The sequence below is a fragment of the Microbispora sp. CA-102843 genome (genome assembly GCF_050936215.1).
Taxonomy (GTDB): domain Bacteria; phylum Actinomycetota; class Actinomycetes; order Streptosporangiales; family Streptosporangiaceae; genus Microbispora.
The window spans coordinates 2,687,938-2,707,794 of the sequence record NZ_JBNJNF010000001.1 but is presented as its reverse complement, the minus strand read 5'-3'; the positions used below and the strand labels follow the sequence as shown (position 1 = coordinate 2,707,794).

General features: G+C 71.2%; 15 protein-coding genes. 7 read left to right on the top strand and 8 right to left on the bottom strand.

Annotated elements, in window-relative coordinates; translation table 11 throughout:
- Positions 1-16: 16 nt before the first annotated feature.
- Positions 17-2,431 carry a hypothetical protein gene (locus tag ACQEVJ_RS12725; RefSeq protein ID WP_433100445.1) on the bottom strand — a complete coding sequence of 805 codons (2,415 nt, stop codon included), beginning with the start codon at positions 2,429-2,431 and terminating at the stop codon, positions 17-19.
- 238 nt (positions 2,432-2,669) lie between these two features.
- Between ACQEVJ_RS12725 and ACQEVJ_RS12720 the strand changes: the two genes are divergently transcribed.
- Together ACQEVJ_RS12720 and ACQEVJ_RS12715 are read left to right on the top strand one after the other, a co-directional pair.
- A complete protein-coding gene (locus ACQEVJ_RS12720) occupies positions 2,670-3,854 on the top strand; it encodes a thiolase family protein (RefSeq protein WP_433100443.1) in 1,185 nt (394 codons plus the stop codon).
- Entirely contained in the window at positions 3,851-5,956 is a 2,106-nt protein-coding gene (locus tag ACQEVJ_RS12715; RefSeq protein WP_433100441.1) for a 3-hydroxyacyl-CoA dehydrogenase NAD-binding domain-containing protein, read from the top strand. The genes ACQEVJ_RS12720 and ACQEVJ_RS12715 overlap by 4 nt, the downstream gene beginning before the upstream one ends.
- 379 nt (positions 5,957-6,335) lie before the next feature.
- Here ACQEVJ_RS12715 and ACQEVJ_RS12710 read toward each other — a convergent pair whose 3' ends face one another.
- The 3 genes from ACQEVJ_RS12710 to ACQEVJ_RS12700 form a co-directional block, all read right to left on the bottom strand.
- A complete protein-coding gene (locus ACQEVJ_RS12710) occupies positions 6,336-7,142 on the bottom strand; it encodes a permease-like cell division protein FtsX (RefSeq protein ID WP_433100439.1) in 807 nt (268 codons plus the stop codon).
- Between the two features lie 201 nt (positions 7,143-7,343).
- The gene (locus ACQEVJ_RS12705; protein ID WP_433100437.1) at positions 7,344-8,990 is read right to left on the bottom strand and encodes an amidohydrolase; all 1,647 of its coding nucleotides are present in this window, start codon (positions 8,988-8,990) and stop codon (positions 7,344-7,346) included.
- A gap of 7 nt (positions 8,991-8,997) precedes the next feature.
- Entirely contained in the window at positions 8,998-10,320 is a 1,323-nt protein-coding gene (locus tag ACQEVJ_RS12700; protein ID WP_433100435.1) for an MFS transporter, read from the bottom strand.
- 103 nt (positions 10,321-10,423) lie between these two features.
- Here ACQEVJ_RS12700 and ACQEVJ_RS12695 point away from each other — a divergent pair, with 103 nt between their 5' ends.
- Positions 10,424-11,353, top strand: a complete 930-nt coding sequence (locus ACQEVJ_RS12695) for a LysR family transcriptional regulator (RefSeq protein ID WP_433100433.1) — start codon at positions 10,424-10,426, stop codon at positions 11,351-11,353.
- A 2-nt stretch (positions 11,354-11,355) separates the two neighbouring features.
- Here ACQEVJ_RS12695 and ACQEVJ_RS12690 read toward each other — a convergent pair whose 3' ends face one another.
- A complete protein-coding gene (locus ACQEVJ_RS12690; protein WP_433100431.1) occupies positions 11,356-12,429 on the bottom strand; it encodes an alkene reductase in 1,074 nt (357 codons plus the stop codon).
- A 128-nt stretch (positions 12,430-12,557) separates the two neighbouring features.
- Here ACQEVJ_RS12690 and ACQEVJ_RS12685 point away from each other — a divergent pair, with 128 nt between their 5' ends.
- Entirely contained in the window at positions 12,558-12,926 is a 369-nt protein-coding gene (locus tag ACQEVJ_RS12685) for a MerR family transcriptional regulator (RefSeq protein ID WP_433100429.1), read from the top strand.
- A 20-nt stretch (positions 12,927-12,946) separates the two neighbouring features.
- Here ACQEVJ_RS12685 and ACQEVJ_RS12680 read toward each other — a convergent pair whose 3' ends face one another.
- Positions 12,947-13,399 carry a MarR family winged helix-turn-helix transcriptional regulator gene (locus ACQEVJ_RS12680; RefSeq protein WP_433100427.1) on the bottom strand — a complete coding sequence of 151 codons (453 nt, stop codon included), beginning with the start codon at positions 13,397-13,399 and terminating at the stop codon, positions 12,947-12,949.
- Positions 13,400-13,461: 62 nt separating this feature from the next.
- On the opposite strand from ACQEVJ_RS12680, the gene ACQEVJ_RS12675 reads away from it, so the two are divergent.
- Together ACQEVJ_RS12675 and ACQEVJ_RS12670 are read left to right on the top strand one after the other, a co-directional pair.
- Complete coding sequence (locus ACQEVJ_RS12675; RefSeq protein WP_433100425.1) at positions 13,462-14,583, top strand: FAD-dependent oxidoreductase; 1,122 nt, start codon at positions 13,462-13,464, stop codon at positions 14,581-14,583.
- Positions 14,584-14,639: 56 nt separating this feature from the next.
- Positions 14,640-15,260: a LysE family translocator gene (locus ACQEVJ_RS12670; protein WP_433100423.1), complete on the top strand. Its 621-nt coding sequence runs from the start codon at positions 14,640-14,642 to the stop codon at positions 15,258-15,260.
- A gap of 46 nt (positions 15,261-15,306) precedes the next feature.
- Here the strand turns inward: ACQEVJ_RS12670 and ACQEVJ_RS12665 are convergent, their stop codons facing one another.
- Complete coding sequence (locus tag ACQEVJ_RS12665; protein ID WP_433100421.1) at positions 15,307-16,821, bottom strand: amino acid permease; 1,515 nt, start codon at positions 16,819-16,821, stop codon at positions 15,307-15,309.
- Between the two features lie 66 nt (positions 16,822-16,887).
- On the bottom strand, positions 16,888-18,801 hold the full coding sequence (gene dxs, locus ACQEVJ_RS12660) for a 1-deoxy-D-xylulose-5-phosphate synthase (protein WP_433100419.1): 1,914 nt from the start codon (positions 18,799-18,801) through the stop codon (positions 16,888-16,890).
- 240 nt (positions 18,802-19,041) lie between these two features.
- On the opposite strand from dxs, the gene ACQEVJ_RS12655 reads away from it, so the two are divergent.
- The gene (locus ACQEVJ_RS12655) at positions 19,042-19,854 is read left to right on the top strand and encodes a neutral zinc metallopeptidase (protein WP_433100417.1); all 813 of its coding nucleotides are present in this window, start codon (positions 19,042-19,044) and stop codon (positions 19,852-19,854) included.
- Positions 19,855-19,857: the final 3 nt, after the last annotated feature.

Here is a 19,857-nt window from a genome sequence, read left to right as displayed (position 1 = left end):
GAGGGGCCGCTCGTGGTCAGCTCGCGTCGTCGTCGGTCACGACGAGCCGGGTGAAGCCGCCGCCGATCGTCGCGTTGACCGGCACAGAGGCGACCACCTGGTAGGACTGCGGCGCGGACGCCACCGCGGGGTCGCCGTTCACCGGCACCTGGAAGGACGCCTCCAGGGACCTGGCCGGGATGACGACCTCCTGCGCCGCCGAGGCGATCACCGGCGCGGCCCCGGTCGCGATCGTCTGGATCTGGACCGTCACCGGAGTGGCGCTCTTGTCCGACAGCCGCACGGTCATCGTGGCCGTGCCCGGCCCGTCGCCCTCGTCCACCGTGGCGCCCTCCACCGACACCTGCGGCAGCCTGTCGGTGCGGGCCGCACCCGCGGCCATCGTGGTGAACGCGAGATCGGCGAGGTAGACCGCGCCCTTCCGGCTCGCGCCCGAGATCCGGATCTCGCTGATCTGCTGCGGCTTGATGCCGGTGAGCGCGCTCAGCGGGACACGGACCGTGCGCAGCCAGGTCTTGGGCAGCGGCGAGGCCGTGCCGGGGAACGCCGTGAGCGCGTCGCTCACCTCGGACACCCTGACCGTCTGGGACGCGCCCCGCTTGTCGACGATCTCGACCGCGAGGTCCAGGTCGCCGGTCGCCGTCTCGTCCCTCGCCGCGCGGAAGGTGAGCGCGTCGTAGCGGGAGACGTTCTGGACCTGCTTGTCCAGCGGCACCGTCACCATGCCCGTGGGGTCGCTCCAGGAGAACCGCAGCACCGGGGTCGAGGCGACGTTGTTCGCGTACGTCGCGGGCGTCCAGGACGGCGCCTGCGAGGTGGTCAGCGTGGAGGCGCAGGGAGGCAGGCCGCTCTGCGGCGAGCGGTCGAGCATCCCCGCGCAGACGACCGCGGTGGCCGCGCCGGAGACCCGCGTGGACGGCGCGAGCGACGTGAAGGAGGCCACGTCGAGGCGCTTGCCCGCGGGCGCCTGGGCGACGGCGTGCACGACGGCCCGCCCGGCGGAGGCGGTGGTGCCGCCGCTGCCGTCGAACAGCGGCAGCAGGCCCTGCTCGCCGCCCTGGACCAGGCGGAAGAACCCGGCGATGTACGCGGTGCCGACGGCGTACTGCTCGGCGGCGGTCAGCCGCGACGGCGCGGTGCCGCCGCAGACCGGGTCGTTGCGGTTCGACCAGTCGTCGGACGCGGGCGCGTGCGCCACGCCCGGGGTCCACTCGGTGTTGAAGAAGTTGTGGTCGGCGCCCATGACCATCAGCGAGGAGCGGAAGGCCGGGTCACCGTCCGCGGCGTACCGGGAGTCGTCGTAGAAGTGCTGGCCCTGCTGGTTGGAGACGTCCCCGTCGCAGTACGGCAGGATGACGGCCATCGGCGTGCCGGGCAGGGTCGCCCGCGCGAAGTCCGTCGGCGCGAGCGGCAGCACCGCCCTGATCCCGTACGGCCTGGCCCGGCCCGCGTTCATCAGCGCGGCCTTGACGACGCCCTCGCCGCCGCGCGAGTGGCCCATCAGGCCGACGTCGGACATGTCGAGGCGGCCCTTGAACAGGCTCACCAGCTTCGCGTCGCCCACGCCCTTGGCGGCGTCGGCGAGCAGGTCGAGGTGCCGCATGACGACCTCGCCCCGGGCCAGCGCGCCCCGGTCCTCGCTGTAGGGGTTGTCAGCGGCGTTGACGCCGTTGGCGCTGACCGACACGACAACGTACCCCTGACTGGCGAGCACGTCGGCCGGGCCGTCGTAGCCCTGGTAGCTGGCGATGGGCCGCTGTCCCGCCGGACAGGGCCACTGGGTGTTGGACGTCGTCCAGGCCGTCGGGTTGTAGCAGGCCGAGTGGCGGCCGTGCAGGAAGACCACCAGCGGGCGCTTGCCGCGGGCGCCTTCCGGCAGATAGACCTTCGCCCGGATCTCGGCCTGGCGGCCGCCGAGCCCCTCCAGCGTGATGGCGGTGTCGCCCAGGTCGTAGTCGTCGTGGGTCACGGCGTACGGACCGGGCGCGGCGGGATCGACGGGCGCTGGAGCCGGCTTGCCGTGCGACTTGGCGGGCGGCGCGGCGGGCGTGGGCGCGGCCTTGCCGACGGCCGTCGCGGCGGCCTCGGGCACCTCGCCGTTCCAGGACACGTCGACGGACGACGCCGTGGCGACGACGGGGTCGGGGGTGACGACGGTCAGCGTCATGCCGTCGGGCGACTCCTCGGCCGGACCGAGCGACCGGCCGTCCGCCGCGAGTTCGGGGACGGCGTCGCGGACCGGCAGCGGCTTGTTCAGGTGGAGCGTGACCCGGTGGCCGCCGCCGACGGGTTCGACGGTCCAGGTGCCGTCCCCGCCGGTCGAGCCGGGCGGCGCGGCGTGCGCGGGTCCCGCGAGGAGGGGGGTGGACAGGGTCGCGGCCGTGACGGCCGCGGCGAGCGCCTTGATCCAGGCGCGCACAGGAGAGCGCATTGGTTCCTTTTCGAGTGCAATGCCCCAAGAAAGACGCCTGCAAGGGTTAGAGGGGTGATTCTTGAGGTTTGAGGGGTTGCATCCCGAATGAGATCGTCACCGGCAACATGTACTGATTCCGTCCGATTCCTGGCCGGTTAACGATCACTCACAGGCACCGAGGACCCACCGATCCCGGGACCGGTTACTGGCCAGTAGCATAGGGAGCCGGAAGCTACCGACAAGTAGGAGCGAACCCGTGCCTGCGTCCCGTGAAGTCGTCTTCGTCGACGGCGTTCGGACGCCTTTCGGCAGGTCGGGCCCGAAGGGCCTGTACGCCGAGACGCGTGCCGACGACCTGGTAGTCCGCGTCATCCGCGAGCTGATGCGGCGCAATCCCGGCCTCCCCCCGGAGCGGGTGGACGAGGTGGCCATCGCGGCCACCACCCAGATCGGCGACCAGGGCCTGACCATCGGCAGGTCAGCGGCGGTGCTCGCCGGCCTGCCGAAGTCGGTCCCCGGCTACGCCATCGACCGCATGTGCGCCGGCGCGATGACCGCCGTCACCACGGTGGCGGGCGGCATCTCCTTCGGCGCGTACGACGTGGCCATCGCCGGCGGCGTCGAGCACATGGGCCGCCACCCCATGGGCGAGGGGGTGGACCCCAACCCCCGGTTCCTGTCCGAGCGGCTCGTGGACGGCTCGGCGCTGGTCATGGGCATGACCGCGGAGAACCTGCACGACCGCTACCCGTCCATCGGCAAGGAGCGCGCCGACGCCTTCGCCGTCGCCTCCCAGGAGAAGGTCGCCAAGGCGTACGCCGACGGCAAGATCCAGCGCGACCTGGTGCCGGTGGCCGCCCGCAAGGCCGCCGAGGGCTGGGGCCTGGCCACCGTCGACGAGGCGCCGCGCCCCGGCACGACGCTGGAGGGCCTGCGCAGCCTCAAGACGCCGTTCCGCGCGCACGGGCGGGTCACGGCGGGCAACTCCTCCGGCATCAACGACGGCGCGACCGGCTGCATCGTGGCCGCCGAGGACGTGGCCCGGGAGCTCGGCCTGGCCCCGCGCATGCGGCTGGTGTCCTACGCCTTCGCCGGCGTGGACCCCGAGGTGATGGGCATCGGCCCGATCCCCTCCACCGAGCGCGCGCTGCGCCTGGCCGGGCTGTCCATCGACGACATCGGCCTGTTCGAGATCAACGAGGCGTTCGCCGTACAGGTGCTGGCCTTCCTTGAGCACTTCGGCATCGCCGACGACGACCCGCGCGTCAACCCGTACGGCGGCGCGATCGCGTTCGGCCACCCGCTCGCGTCGTCGGGCGTGCGGCTGATGATCCAGCTTGCGCGCGAGTTCGCCGAGCGTCCCGACGTCCGGTACGGAATCACCACGATGTGCGTCGGCATGGGCATGGGCGGCACCGTCATCTGGGAGAACCTGGCATGAGCACGATCGAGACCTGGAAGGCCCTCCTGGAGGGCAAGAACGCCGACGAGGTGGTCACCAAGGCGCTCGTGCGCGACGTCGAGCTTCCGTACGGCGCGGGCACGATGGCCCTGATCACGCTCGACAACGGCCTCGACCACACCAAGCCCAACACCTTCGGCCCGCACGGCCTGCTCGCGCTGAACGACGCGCTCGACGCGATCGCGGCGCGCTCCGACCTCGCGGCCGTCGGCGTCGTCGGCAAGCCGTTCATCTTCGCCGTCGGGGCCGACCTCAAGGGCGCCGCGGCGGTGTCCTCCCGCGAGGAGGCGCTGGCCATCGGCGCGCTCGGACACCACGTGTTCCGCCGCCTCGGCGAGCTGGACGTGCCGTCGTTCGCGTTCGTCAACGGCGCGGCGATGGGCGGCGGGCTGGAGATCGCCCTGCACTGCACCTACCGCACCGTGTCGTCGGGCGTCCCGGCCGTCGCGACGCCGGAGTGCTTCCTCGGCCTGGTGCCCGGATGGGGCGGCACCCAGCTGCTCCCCCGCCTGGTCGGCCCCGAAAGGGCGCTGAAGCTCATCATCGAGAACCCGCTGTCGCAGAACCGCATGATCAAGGGCCGCGACGCGTACGCCCTGGGGATCGCCGACGCGATGTTCGAGCCCGCCGACTTCATCGAGGAGTCGCTGCGGTGGGCCGCCCAGGTGCTTCGCGGCGAGGTGACCGTCGAGCGGGCCGACCACACCGCGGAGGACTGGGCCCCGGTGATCGACCAGGCCAGGACCCTCGTCGATCTCAAGCTGCGGGGGGCCTCCCCCGCGCCGTACCGGGCGCTCGACCTCGTGGCCCTGGCCCGTACGGCGTCGCGCGACGAGGGCTTCGCCGCGGAGGACGAGGCGCTGGCCGACCTGCTCATGAGCGACGAGCTGCGGGCCGGGCTGTACGCCTTCGACCTGGTGCAGCGCCGGGCCAAGCGGCCGGCCGGCGCGCCGGACAGGTCGCTCGCCCGCCCGGTCACCAAGGTCGGCGTGGTGGGCGCCGGGCTGATGGCCTCGCAGCTCGCGCTGCTGTTCGCCCGCCGCCTGGAGGTCCCGGTCGTGCTGACCGATCTCGACCAGGCCCGGCTCGACAAGGGCGTCGGCTACGTCCACGCCGAGGTCGACAAGCTGCTGGGCAAGGGCCGAATCTCGGCCGACCAGGCCAACCGGCTGAAGGGCCTGGTGACGGGGTCGCTGACCAAGGACGCCTTCGCCGACGCCGACTTCGTGATCGAGGCGGTGTTCGAGGACCTCGGCGTGAAGCAGAAGGTCTTCGCCGAGGTGGAGGAGGTCGTCTCCGAGACCTGCGTGCTCGCCACCAACACCTCGTCACTGTCGGTCACCGACATGGCGGCCGGCCTGCGGCACCCGGAGCGGGTCGTGGGCTTCCACTTCTTCAACCCGGTCGCGGTGCTGCCGCTGCTGGAGATCGTCCGGGGGACCGCCACCGACGACGCGACGCTGGCCACGGCGTTCGCGGTGGGCAAGACGCTGAAGAAGTCGTGCGTGCTGGTCAAGGACGCGCCCGCGTTCGTCGTCAACCGGCTGCTGACGCGGTTCATGGGCGAGGTCACCTCGGCGGCCGACGAGGGCACCCCGCTGGAGGTCGCCGACCACGCGCTCGACTCGCTCGGCCTGCCGATGACGCCGTTCGCGCTGCTCCAGCTCGTCGGCCCGGCCGTCGCGCTGCACGTCGCCGAGACCATGCACGCGGCGTTCCCGGACCGCTTCGGCGTCTCGGAGAACCTCGCCAAGCTGGTCGCCGCGGGCAAGCCGGGCCTCTACGGCCCGGACTTCCAGATCGACCCGGAGGTGCGGGCGCTGTTCGAGGGCGGCTCGTCCCCGTCCACCGACGAGGAGGTACGGCTGCGCGCGCTGCGGGCCCTCGCCCAGGAGATCCGGCTCATGCTCGACGAAGGCGTGGTCTCGGCACCCCAGGACATCGACCTGTGCATGATCCTCGGCGCGGGCTGGCCGTTCCACACCGGCGGCATCACGCCGTACCTGGACCGTACGGGGATCTCCGAGGAGGTCACCGGCTCCCGCTTCCTGGAGCCCGGCGTGGCCTCCGTACCGGCCTGACGCATGGACTTGCCCGGCCCGTTGCCGAACGGCCGGCGCCGGGCGGCCCGCCTGAGCCTTCCGCCACGGACCCGCGAACCACGAGACCGCGGACCCGCAAGCCCTTCATCCAAAGGGCCGCGCGGAACACCGGGGCCCCGCACCACAGGGCCCCGACCCGAGCCGCCGCGCCATCCCGGCGCGGCGGCTCGCCCTTACGGGAGCCGCAACCGGGTGGTGGCGGCATCCCTGGGCGTCGAGAGCCCTGCCGGGCCGGAAGAGACTCTCGCCGCTCGTGGTCGTTCACCAGCGTGTAGCGCATCCTCCGGATGAGCCGGGACGACGGTATGGAAACCATGAGCGGGCCTCGGCCGCGGTACTGATTACCCCGGCCCTGCCGTCAGCACAGCAGGCAGCGCTCGACCGGCCGGGCCTGCCAGAGGCCTTCCATGCCGCGGAAGCGGTCGATGACAGTGGGGACGTCGTCGAGGTCTCTGAGCTTCAGGTGGTAGTAGGACACCCCGGCCGTGAAGTCGATGTCGGTGCGAGACCGCAGGTCCTTGGTGGCGTGCTCGGGATCCTCGAAGTAGAACGCCTCGACCTCCGGCGTGCCGCGGACGGCCTTGACGACCGCCTCCTGCTGTTCCGTGGTCAGGGGCTTACGGCAGCCGGCTCCCTCGATTGGCTTACGCAGGCACAGGCGCAGCGTCACGTGTGCCTTGCCGTACCAGAATCCGTCGCCCTGGGAATAGACGCCGTCCACGCCTGGCAGCGCTTCGATCTCACGGGAGAATTCGTCGGACTTCGACCGGTCGAGCAGGACGCCGATGATGGAGTCGCTCATGTCTTCGCGGCCGAACTCGTATCCGCCGTCCGTGATCCAGGTGAGCTTCCTGGTCTCCTGGTACTCCTCCCAATCCTGCTCGGCCGAGCGGTATCTGACCTCGCGTACGTCGGGGCGGGCCGCAAGCGCGGCGAGGACGGCCTTCTTCTCGGCCTCGGTCGCCGAGCCGAAGCCCACCTGGAACGTGCCGGTCGTGGGCCAGGGGCCCGGTGGCGGCGGGAGAGGTCCCTGCGGCGGCCCTGCCGAGCCGGCCAGCAGTCGGGGGAGCCCCCAGGCGGCGGCGATCAGTACGGCGACGACGAGCGGACCCGCGATCCACGGAAGTCGTGACCGGGAGGATCTCTGCTCGGCCCCATCAGACATGTCGGCGAATATGCCCAGTGATCGTTATGCGGTCAAGCGGAATAAGCGACGCCCTCGAACCGGCGCGGTGGCTCGGGATGACCGGACCCGCGTGCCGGAAATCCGTGAGTCCGGAATCCCGGCACGCGAGGATGCCCTCTCCGTAGTCGCCCACGAGCAGGGAAGAGAGCCGCCATGACAGCGCGGCCGGCCCGGTGGTGATCAGGCGAGCGCGCCGTCGTCGTAGACGACGTCACCGCCGATGACCGTGGCGCCGACGGACAAGCTGGCGATGCGGTCGGGTGCGACGGACAGCAGGTCGTCGGACAGGACGGCGAAGTCGGCCAGCATGCCGCGGGCCAGCCTCCCCTTGCGGTCCTCGGCGCGCTCCGCGTAGGCCGAGCCGATCGTGTAGGCGCGCAACGCCTGCTCCGGGGTGAGCGCCTCGGCGGGTGCGAGCGGCGCGCCGGAGGCGGTGCGCCGGTTGACCATGTCATGGATGTTCAGCAACGGACTGCCGTGGGCCACGGGCGCGTCGCTGCTGCCCGGCAGGACGGCCCCGGCGTCGAGGAGGCTGCCCATGCGGTAACAGCGCTCGCTCCGCTCGGGGCCCAGCGCGGCGATCATGCCGTCACCGATCTCCGACAGGAAGCGTCCCTGCGGGACGGCGACCGCGCCGAGTGCGGCGAGCCGTTCCACCTGGGCGTCGGTGGCGACCGCGAAGTGCTCGATGCGGTGGCGTGCGTCCGGCCGCGGATGCCTGGCCTGGGCGGTCGCGAAGGCGTCGAGGGCGAGGTCGATGGCGGCATCGCCGATGGCGTGCGCGGCGACCTGCCACCCGCAGCGATGAGCTTCGACGATCATGTGCCGCAGTTCGTCTGGGTCGAACAGCGGGAAGCCGGAATTGTCCGGCTCGTCGTGATAACCGGTGCACATGTGGGCCGAGCGCCCGATCAGCGAGCCGTCGGTGGCGACCTTGGTGGCGCCGATCTTCAGCCGGTCGTCGCCGAACCCGCTCCGCAGCCCCAGGTCGAGGCCGAACCATCTGTTGCCCGGTTCGAACAGGCCGAGGTCGCGCAGGACCGTGAGGTACGGCATGACCGTGGCCCTGACGGTCAGCAGGCCGCGCTCCACCGCCACGTGGAAGGCGTGCAGGTCGACCGGACCGTGACCGATGTCGCCCACCGCGGCGATGCCCGGCTCGGTGAAACTGGTGAGTCCCTCCGACAGGGCCACGGTGTTGGCGGCGGCGATCCCGGCGACGATCCTTTCGACGGGCGAGGGACGGAAGATCCGGGTGACCAGGTGCTGGGCACGTTCCTGGAGCAGCCCGGTGGCCCGTCCGTCGGGATCGCGTTCGACGTGACCGCCGTCCTGGTCCGGCACGCCCATCCGGCCGGAGTAGCCGGCCAGGGCGAAGGCCGCGGTGTTGGCCACACCCATGTGGCAGGAGACGTGCTCGAGCCAGACAGGCCGGCCGCCCGCGACGGCGTCCAGGGCCTCGGCGGACGGGTGAGCGCCCAGCTTGTTCTGGTCGTAGCCGGCGCCGTGGATCCAGGCGCCGGGCTCGAGCCCGGCGGCGCGTTCGGCCACGGCCGCGTAGAGGGCGTCGAGGGTCGGGACGGCTTCGGCGCGCAGGTCCAGCTCCAGGAGCCGCCGCCCGCGCATGCTGAGGTGTTGATGCGCGTCGTTGAACCCGGGGACGGCGGGCGCTCCGCGCAGGTCGTGGCGCTGCCGCGCCGTGCAGTGCGCGACCTCCTCGTCCAGGCCGACGACACGACCGGCGAAGACGCCGATTGTGTGCGCCGTGGGACGGTGAGGGTCGAGGGTGGTGAAGCGGCCGTTGGTGAAGATGGCGTCGAGTTGCACGGAAGGCCTATCGGTTGCGTACGGGAGCGGATTGCGCCGGGACGTCCTCGCGACCACGCGCCGTACGGCGAGCGAGCGCCAGGACGCAGGTCAGCGTGAGGAGCAGCAGCACGATGTAGTAGGCCACCACCGGCCAGTGGCTGCCGCCGCCGCGGATCAGCAGCCACTGGGCCACCAGCGGTGTCGAGCCGCCGATGATCGTGCTGCAGAGCTGGTAGGCGACGGAGATGCCGGTGTAGCGGACGCGCACCGGGAAGGCCTGGGCCAGGAAACCGGCCAGCAGCGCGTAGTACGAGGCGCCGGTGAGCACGCCGAGCGCGAGGCCGAGCCCGATCAGTCCGCTGTTCCTCGTGGTGATGAGCAGGAACATCGGCACCGCGACCACGATGTTCGCTCCGAGGGCGGCGGCCATGAGGCGCACGGTGCCCGTTCTGCGCGCGAGCAGCGCGGCCAGGGGTTGCCACAGGAACTGCAGGACGGCTAGGACCAGCAGGACGTCGAGCATCGTCTGCCGCGGGACGTTCAGATCCGTGGTCGCCCAGGACAGGACGAAGGTGTTGGTGAAATAGGCCGCGGAGATCCCCATCGCGCTCGCTCCGACGCCCAGCCCCACCAGCGGCCAGGCCGTACGGAACAACTCCACGAGGGGAACCTTGACGGCCGGCGCCGCTTCCCGCGCCTCGCGGAACTCGGCGGACTCGTTCACCTTGAGCCTGATCACCAGGCCGGCCACGACCAGGACCGCAGACAGCAGGAACGGCACGCGCCACCCCCACGCCACGAACGCGTGGTCGGGCAGCCGCCCGACGGCCAGGAACACCAGGGTGGCCAGGATGGACCCGGCCGGTGAGCCCTGCTGGACCCACATGCCCGCCAGCCCGCGGCGCCCCTGGGCGGCGTTCTCGGTGGCCATCAACACCGCGCCGCCCCACTCGCCGCCCACCGCGATGCCCTGCACCGCGCGGAGCAGGACGAGCAGCAGCGGCGCCGCGTATCCGATGGACGCGTACGTCGGCAGGACCCCGATGAGGGTGGTGGCCGAGCCCATCAGGACCAACGTGATGACCAGCACGTTCTTGCGCCCGAGGCGGTCGCCGATGTGCCCGAAGACGATGCCGCCCAGCGGGCGTGCCAGGAAGCCGACCCAGAACGTGGCGAACGCCGCCAGCGTGCCGGCGCCGCCGTCGGATTCGGGGAAGAACAGGGTGCCGAAGATCAACGCGGAGGCCGTGCCGTAGATGTAGAAGTCGTACCACTCCACCGCCGTGCCGATGAACGAGGCGATGGTGGCCCGTCTGCTCTGACGCGAGACGGAGGTGGCGTCGTGCATGAGCGAATCTTTCGGGAGATGACCGTGGGGGATGGTTAAGTCTCCGTGAGCTGGCGCGATACAGTCCAACACTTGTTAAGCCTGATGGTCATGCTCGGGAGGCATGGTGGAACTGCGCGTCCTGCGCTACTTCCTCGCGGTCGTGGACAGCGGATCGATGACGGCCGCCGCGGCGGAGGTGCGCGTAGCCCAGCCGTCCGTCTCCCGGCAGTTACGCATGCTGGAGCGCGAGCTCGGCGTGGAACTGCTGCACCGCACCCGCACGGGCGTCCACCTCACCGCCGCCGGGCGCCGTTTCCTTCCCGTGGCCCGCGATCTGGTGCTCCGCGCGGCCCGGGGCGCCGAACTGCTCCAGGCCCACGGGACCGGTTCCCCCCTGAACCTGCGGGTGGTCTGCCCCGCCTCGACCATCACACACCTGGTCGCGCCCTACCTGGCCGAAAGCTCGGCCCCGTTCGCCGACGCCTACGTGGCCGAGCCCGACGAGGTCTACGCCCGTCTTGAGGCGGGCGCCGCCGACATCGCCATCGGCACCAACCCTCCCCCGGCCGGACTGGCGGCGCTGCGACTGGGCCGTCGCCGCATCACCGCCCAGGCGCCGGCCGCGCACCCGCTCGGCCGCGAGACCGGCGAGACCGGCGACCTCGAACTGCGCGAACTGGCCGCCCACCCGCTGATCCTCAGCGGTCGGCGCAGCGCCGTCCGCCGGGCCGTCGACGCCGCGCTGCACGAGCACGCCCTGCACATCCGCCTCGCGGCCGAAACCCGCTCAGAGGCGATGGCCCAGGCGCTCGCCGCGGCCGGACGCGGCGTCTGCGTCGTCCTCGACAATCCGCAGTTCGGCCTGCGGGCGCGTACGGTCACGGCCGGCGGTGCACTGCTCACCATCACGTTGTACGCCGCCTGGGACGCCGACCACTATGCCCGCGACGAGATCGCCGCCGTCATGGGCGACATGTCGACATGGCTTGAGCTCCTCACGCCGGGAGGCGGAACCGCCGAATCCCAAGACGCGCCGCGGCCCCCGGGATAGGTTCAGGCCGCGTGCCGGTAGGCGGGGTAGGTGACGTAGCCGTCATCGCCGCCCTGATACCAGGTGGACTGGTCGTGCGGTGCGATGGGGAGCCCCTGGCGCAGCCGCTCCACGAGGTCGGGATTGGCGATGAAGGCGCGGCCGAAGCTGATCAGGTCGGCGCCGAGCCCCAGCCAATGATCGGCTGCCGCCTTGTCCGTCTGCCGAGGGCCCATCGGGAAGACCGGGTTGACGATGAGCGTGCCGGGCCAGGCCTTGCGCAGCTCGACGAGCACATCCTCGTCGGTGGTGGCCTCGAGGTGGACGTACGCCAGGCCCAGGGGGGCCAGCTCGGCGAGCAGCGCGCCGTACAGGGCGGGGACGTCGGTGTCCTCCGCGCCCCAGATGCCCGCGCCGGGCGAGAGCCGGATGCCCGTCCGCCGGCCTCCCACCGCCTCGACGGTCGCCGACACCGCCTCCACGGCGAAGCGGATCCGGTTGGCGATCGATCCGCCGTAGGCGTCGGTGCGCAGGTTGGCGGTGCTGGACAGGAACTGCGCGATGAGGTAGCCGTTAGCGCCGTGCAGTTCCACACCGTCGAAGCCGGCGTCGACGGCCCGGAGCGCGGCCTGCGCGTAGGACAGGGCGTGCTCGGGCACTTCGGCGGTGTCCAGTGCCCTCGGCACGGGTGCGGGCTTGGGCCCTGCCGGGGTGAACACCTCCCCGGGGGCTTGGACGGCCGAGGGGCCCACCGGCCGCATCCCCGTGGTGTCGGGGTGGGAGACGCGGCCCCCGTGCATGATCTGGGCGAAGATACGGCCGCCGTTGACGTGGACGGCGTCCGTGACCGGCCGCCAGGACGCGACCTGCTCGTCGGTGTACAAGCCGGGGGTGCCCGGGTTGGACTGTCCGACGAGGCTCGGCTGCACTCCTTCGGTCACGATGAGCCCGGCGGTGGCCCGCTGGGCGTAGTAGGTCGCCATCGACGGTGTCGCCAGGCCGCCCGCGGCCGCGCGGACCCGGGTCATCGGGGCCATCACCACACGGTTGGGCAGGGTCAGCGCGCCGAGCTGGTAGCGGTCGAAAAGGGTCGTCATTCCTGAGTGCCTTTCAGGGGTTCCTGCGGAAGAACGCGTCCGCCGGCTGGACACGTCGACTACGCTAAGACCTGACATTGACGTCAGATGCAAGCATTAGGGCCAAGATTTTCCGGCAAGGAGGCGTGATGCGGATCGGCGAGCTGGCGTCGCAGGCAGGGGTGAGCGTCCGTTCCCTGCGCTACTACGAGGAGCAGGGCCTGCTCACCAGCACGCGTAGTCCCAGCGGCCAGCGCCACTACACCGACGACGAAGTCGAGCGGGTGCGCTTCATCCAGCGCCTGTACACCGCCGGGCTCTCGAGCCGGACGATCGCCGAGGTCTTGCCGTGCGTCGACTCGCCGAGCGAGCAGAACTCCGACGAGGCGTTCGAGCGGCTGATCCAGGAGCGAGACCGGATCAGCCGGCACATCGAAGAGCTCTTGCAGGCCCGCGACGCCCTAGACGGACTCATCGACGCCAACCGCGCGCACCGCGCTCAGCTGACGGCTCGCTGACCGGAGGGTGGCGCCGGGGTTCAGGTCGCGGTTTCGCGCAGCTCACCGGTGGCCGATCGATAGGCTCCGGCGACGCGGGCGAACATGTCCAGCAGCAGCGGCGCCTGTTCCGGTCCGTAGTGCGCGCCGACCTCGTCCAGGTGCCGCCTGGACGCCGCGCAGGCGGCGTCGTAGTCGTCCAGGCCGCCCTCGACCAGTTCGACGGTGACCGTGCGCCGATCGCGTTCGCCGCGAACGCGCCGCGCATAGCCCGCCTTCTCCAGCCTGTCGATCAGCCGGGTCGTCGAGGCGGACGGCAGCCCGAGTTCCTCGGAGATCACGCCGACGGAGAGCGGTCCGCGCGTCTCCAGCAGGATGAGGGCGGCGACGTCGCCCGACTGCAGGCCGAGCCGGTCGGCGACCGCCTCGTTGTGCAGCAGGACCGCGATCAGGAACTCGCGGAAAACACCCTCTTCCGGATGTTGGTGGGCCACTTCTCCAACCTACTCCCCCTGAAGATATCTTCGAATCGAAGAAACTTCAGAGTGGAGGGATTGTGGACATCCTCGTCATCGGCGCCGGGGTGGGCGGCCTCGCCGTCGCACGCGCGCTGCTGGCCGCCGGTCACCGGGTGCGGGTCTACGAGCAGGCTCCGGCCCGGCGTACGGGCGGCAAGGCGTTGCTCGTCTGGAGCAACGGCAACGCCGTCCTGCACGACCTCGGCGTCAGCCTGGACGGCGCCGGAAAGCGCATCGACAGGATCGACGCGCTGACCGCGGGCGGCCGGTTGCGCACCAGCATGGACATCGCCCACGCGGCGGGTCGTTTCGGCTTCGACACCAAGGCGGTCCCCCGCCGCCTCCTGCTGGAACGGCTGGCCGAGGGATTACCGGGCGACCTCATCCGCTACGGCATGACCTGCCGGAGCGTCAGCCAGGACGGCGACCGGGTCTCGGTGACCTTCGACGACGGGTCCACGGTCACGGGAGACCTGCTCGTCGGAGCCGACGGCCACCACTCGGTCGTACGGCGCCGCCTGTGGGGGGACGGCGCCGTGCGGCCGGCGACCTTCGGCACCTGGCAGGGCCTCAGCCCGATCGGCATCGACCTCACCGGCACCCACCGCCATCTCGTGATCAGCGGGAAGGAGGGCGCGTGCGGGCTCATGCCCGCCGGGGACGGCCTGCTGCAGTGGTGGTTCGACGTGCGCTGGTCGCCCGCCGACCCGCGCCCCGCCGCGCCGCTGGCCGAGCTGCGACGCCGGTTCGGGCGGTGGGCGTCGCCCGTTCCCGAGGTGCTGGCCGCCGCCACGGAGGACGACCTCGAGTTCTTCGGGCACCACTGGAACAGGGTCCCCCGGGTGTGGGGAGAGGGCCGCGTCACGCTCGTCGGCGACGCCGCCCACACCATGCCGCCCACCCTGGGGCAGGGCGCCAACCAGACCCTCGAGGACGCCTGGGTGCTGGCGCGCGAACTGGCCAAGGGCGGTGATCCGGCGGCACGGCTGCGCGCCTATGAGCAGGCCCGCTATCCCCACGTCTCCCTGGTCTCCCGGCTGGCCAAGCGCAATCCCGCCAACTGGCGCATGCCGCCGGTGCTCGCCCGACTGGTCCCCGAAACGGCCCAGACCGCCATGCTCGCCCGGTTCAGCAACCGCCTCACCGCGCCCGGCGCATAATCCCGCTGATCGACCGGCGATAGCCTCTCGTGCGGACGAAACGGGAGGTTGCCGGCGTGACGGAACTGCTGATGGGGCTCAGCCTCGGCCTGGGCGCGGGCGTCACGCCCGGCGCGTTGCTGACGCTCGTCATCACGGCCAGCCTGCGCGGCGGCTTCCGTTCGGGGGTGCGCCTGGCCTGCGTGCCGCTGCTGTCCGACCTGCCCGTGGTGTTGCTCACCGTGACGGCCGTCGGGGCGCTGCCGCAGGTGCTCCTGCGCGTGCTGTCGGTCGGAGGCGGGCTCTACGTCGTGTATCTGGGCGTCGAGACGCTGCGCGAGGCCCGTACGGCCCTGCCGCCCCACCCCGGCGAGGACGCGCCCTCCTCGGCCAGGGAGGTCCTGCGCGGCGTGGTGGTGAACCTGCTCAACCCCCACCCCTGGCTGTTCTGGATCGCGGTGGGCTCACCGATCTTCGTCTCGGCCTGGGACCGGGCACCGGCGTACGCGCTGGCCTTCGTGGGCGGGTTCTACCTGATCCTGGTGGGTTCCAAGGTGGCGCTGGCGGGAGCCGTGGGGGCCGGCCGGCATCGGCTGACCCCCCGCGGCTACCGCCTGCTGCTGGGCGCGAGCGGCGTCCTGCTGGCCGCCGTCGGCGCCGTGCTCACCGTTCGAGGACTGCTTCCCCAGGGGTTTTGACGAAGGGGTCCTCCCGGCGGATGCGGACCGCGTTCCCTCTGCCCCGCTAGGCGGGAGAGTCCGCTTCGCCCCCGGCCTGAACTGAAGGCCGGAGCACTGCGGACGAACCGGTAGCCGCCACCCTGCTGCGGCGGCGGCCGTACAGGAAGTAGACCGCGGTGCCCACGACCATCCAGGCGAAGAACCGGATCCAGGTCTCCACCGGCAGGTTGAGCATCAGGTAGGCCGAGGCCAGCACCGACAGGATCGGCACCACCGGCACGAACGGCGTGCGGAAGGAGCGGGGCAGGTCGGGGCGGGTCCTGCGCAGGATCACCACCGCCACCGCGACGATCACGAACGCGAACAGCGTGCCGATGTTCACCAGCTCCGCGATGGCGCTCAGCGGGATCAGCGCCGCGAGCACCGCGGTGACCGCGCCGATGACGATCGTGATCCGATACGGCGTGCGGAACGTCGGGTGGACCCGGGCGAGTGACCGGGGCAGCAGGCTGTCGCGGCACATCGCGAACAGCACCCGGCTCTGGCCCAGCATGAGGATCATCACGACGGTGGTGAGCCCGGCGATGGCTCCGACGCTGATCAGCGTCGCCATCCAGGGCTGGCCCACCGACCGGAACGCGTCGGCGAGCGGGGCCGACACGCTGAGCTCCGAGTAGTGCTGCATGCCGACGACCACGAGCGAGACCGCCACGTAGAGGATCGTGCAGACGATCAGCGAGGCGATGATCCCGATCGGCAGGTCGCGCTGCGGGCGGCGGGTCTCCTCGGCCGCGGTCGCCACGACGTCGAAGCCGATGTAGGCGAAGAAAACCAGGGCGGCGGCCGTGAAGACGCCGAAGACGCCGTACGCGACCGGCTGCACGCCGAACAACACCTGGATGAGCGGGGCCTTCATACCCTCCCCGGCGGCCATCTGGTGGGACGGCGGGATGAACGGCTGATAGTTGGCCCCCTTGACGAAGAACGCCCCGGCGATGATCACGAGCAACACCACGGCCAGCTTGACCGCCACCATGGCGCCGTTGAACCGCGCCGACATCTTGATCCCGGCCACCAGCACCCCGGTCAGCAGGATCACGATCAGCGCCGCCGGGACGTTGAAGACCGCCTCGTCGCCGGCGATGGACGGCGGCAGGTAGATCCCGAAGTTCTTCAGCAGCGAGGCGAAGTAGCCCGACCAGCCCGAGGCGACCACCGCCGCGCCCAGTGCCAGCTCCAGCATCAGGTCCCAGCCGATGATCCAGGCCGGGAACTCGCCGATCGTGGAGTACGCGTAGGTGTAGGCCGAGCCGGCGACCGGGACCGTGGCGGCGAACTCGGCGTAGCACAGGGCCGCGAGCGCGCACACGACCCCGGCGACCACGAAGGAGATCGCGACGGCCGGGCCGGCCGTGTTGCGCGCCGCCACGCCGGTCAGCACGAAGATGCCGGTGCCCACGATGACGCCGATGCCGAAGACGGTGAGGTCGAGAGCGCTCAGGGTGCGCCTGAGCCGATGCTCGCCGCCTTCGGCATCCTCAATCGACTGTTCTACCGGCTTCGTCCGGAAAAGGCTCATCCGCAGGCTCCTCATCACGTCGATGACCTGCAGACTTCCCGGTCATGCCGGGATTACTCATAGTTATCAGTCGGTGGGCTGCGCCAGCCGTGCCGGATGGCTCTCCATCACCTGCGACCGGCGCGCCACGGCCTCGGTGATCTGCCGGGCGAGGTCCTGCCCGGTCAGGCCGATCTCGGAGAGGATCTTGGGTCGCTTCGCGTGGTCGAGGAAGCGCTGGGGGATGCCGTAGGTCCGCACCGGCACGTCCACGTCGGCGTCGCGCAGCAGGCGCGCCACGGCGTCGCCCACGCCGCCGACCCGGCCGTTGTCCTCCACGACGACGACCAGCTTGTGCGCGGCGGCGGCCAGCACCAGAGCCTGGTCCAGCGGCTTCACCCAGCGAGGGTCCACCACGGTGGCCGAGATGCCCTGCGCGTCGAGGAGGTTCGCGGCGTCCATGCAGATCTCGGCCATCGGGCCGACCGCGACCAGCAGCACGTCGGCGTCGCCGGTGCGCAGCACGTCCATCTCGCCGAGCTTGCCGACGGCCTCCACGTCCTTGGGCAGGCCGCCCTTGGGGTAGCGGACCACCGACGGGCCGTCGTCGATGCCGACCGCCTCGGCGAGCAGCTCGCGCAGCCGCGCGCCGTCGCGCGGGACGGCGATCGACAGCCCGGGGATCACCTGCAGGATCGACAGGTCCCACATGCCGTTGTGGCTGGGGCCGTCGTCCCCCGTCACACCCGAGCGGTCGAGCACGACGGTGACCGGCAGGCGGTGCAGCGCCACGTCCATCAGAAGCTGGTCGAAGGCCCGGTTGAGGAACGTCGCGTAGAGCGCCACGACCGGGTGGAGGCCGCCGATGGCGAGCCCGGCGGCGCTGGTCAGGGCGTGCTGCTCGGCGATGCCCACGTCGTAGATGCGGTCCGGGTACGCCTCGGCGAACGCCGCCAGGCCGACCGGGTGGAGCATCGCCGCGGTGATCGCGACGACGTCGTCCCGCTCGCCGCCGATCTTCACGATCTCCTCGCTGAACACGTTGGTCCAGCTGTGCGGCTTGGGCCGCTCCTCGCCGGTCTCGACGTCGAACGGGCCGGGACCGTGGAAGCAGTCCTCGTCGTGGTTCTCGGCGTGCGCATAGCCGTTGCCCTTGCGGGTGAGCACGTGGACGATGACGGGCCCGCGGAAGGCCCTGGCGCGGCGCAGCGCGGCCTCCACCGCCCCCTCGTCGTGGCCGTCGATCGGGCCGACGTACTTCAGCCCGAGGTCCTCGAACATGACCTGCGGGGTCAGGATGTCCTTCAGGCCCTTCTTCATGCCGTGCAGCGTGTCGTAGAGCGGCGCGCCGACCACGGGCACCCGGCCGAGGTTGTTCTTCACCAGTTCGAGCACGTGCTCGTAGCCCTGGGTCATCCGCAGGGACGACAGGTGGGAGGCGAGACCGCCGATCGTCGGCGAGTAGGAGCGGCCGTTGTCGTTGACCACGATGATCAGCGGCAGGTCCTTGCGCCCGGCGATGTTGTTCAGCGCCTCCCAGGCCATTCCACCGGTCAGCGCGCCGTCGCCGATCACCGCCACCACCGTGCGGCCGGTCTCCCCGCGCAGCGTGATCGCCTTGGCCAGCCCGTCGGCGTACGACAGGGCGGTGGAGGCGTGCGAGTTCTCGATCACGTCGTGCTCGGACTCGGCCTGGCTGGGATACCCCGACAGGCCGCCCTCCTGGCGCAGCGTGCCGAACTGCCCGGCCCGCCCGGTCAGCATCTTGTGAACGTACGACTGGTGGCCGGTGTCGAACAGGATCGGGTCGCGCGGCGAGTCGAAGACCCGGTGGAGGGCGATGGTCAGCTCGACGACGCCGAGGTTGGGCCCGAGGTGGCCGCCGGTCTTCGCGACGGAGGAGACCAGCAGGTCGCGGATCTCCTCCGCGAGCGCGGGCAGTTCCCCGGCCTCAAGGCGCTTCACATCGAGCGGGTCCTTGATCGTCTCCAGAATCCCCACCGCTCATCCTTCCCGCTCGCCATCGAACGGATCGAGTCTAGTTCCAGGGAGGCCTGGCGGTATCAGGGGTTGCACCGAACCCGCACAAGACCTTCCCCGTCCCGGCCTCGATCCCGCTTTACCCGTCGCCGCCTCCTGCCCTACCCTCGTGATCCACCGAAAGGAAAGTCCTCATTACCGGGTCTTCGGGCTGTTCGCCAGATTCCTGACTGTCTCTCTGTCCGCTTGGGATGCCCACTGATGATTCGCATAAGCCTCCGCGCGGTGGCCGTCGCGGTCACGGCGGTGGCGGGAGTCCTGTCCCTCACCGGTACGGCGGGCGCCTCCGGCACAACGGCGACACCGGCCAGGTCGAAGGCGGGAGCCGTGCCCACGGGCCCGGGTGCGCTGACGAGGAACCCCCTCTACACCGCGGGCGAGTTCGCATCCTCCGAGTGCACCGAGCCGGGCCGCCAGGCCGGCGACCCGGACACCTACCGGACCTACCTGGACACCCTGTTCGGCTGCCTCAACCGGACCTGGAGCGAGGAGTTCCGGCAGGCCGGACTGAGGTTCTCCCCGCCCAGAGTGCGTTACATCACAGCGAGCGTGAACACGGGCTGCGGCCAGTACGTGGCGAGTTATGCGGCGGGCCTGTACTGCCCCAGGAACAAGACGATGTGGATCATGCTGTCCAAGGAGGAGCTGTCGGACCCCACCGGATTCGATCTCTTCACCGTCGTCACCCACGAGTACGGCCACTACGCGCAGGACCGCGCCGGCATCCTGGCCGAGTTCGCCCGGCAGTCCCCCAAGGTGGGCAGGAAGCGGGCGGACGACCTCAACCGCCGCATCGAACTGCAGGCCGAGTGCTTCTCCGGCGCCTTCGTCGCGAGCGTCTGGCGTTCACTCGGCCGCGACCGGCACGACTGGGACGAGCAGCTCAAACGGGTCGCCGGCGACAGGTGGCACGGCAAGACCCGCAACATCCGCTACTGGCTCGAGCGCGGCTGGCACGGCAAGGGCCCGAAGGTGTGCGACACGTTCTCCGCCCCCGCCTCCAGGACCGCCTAGCCA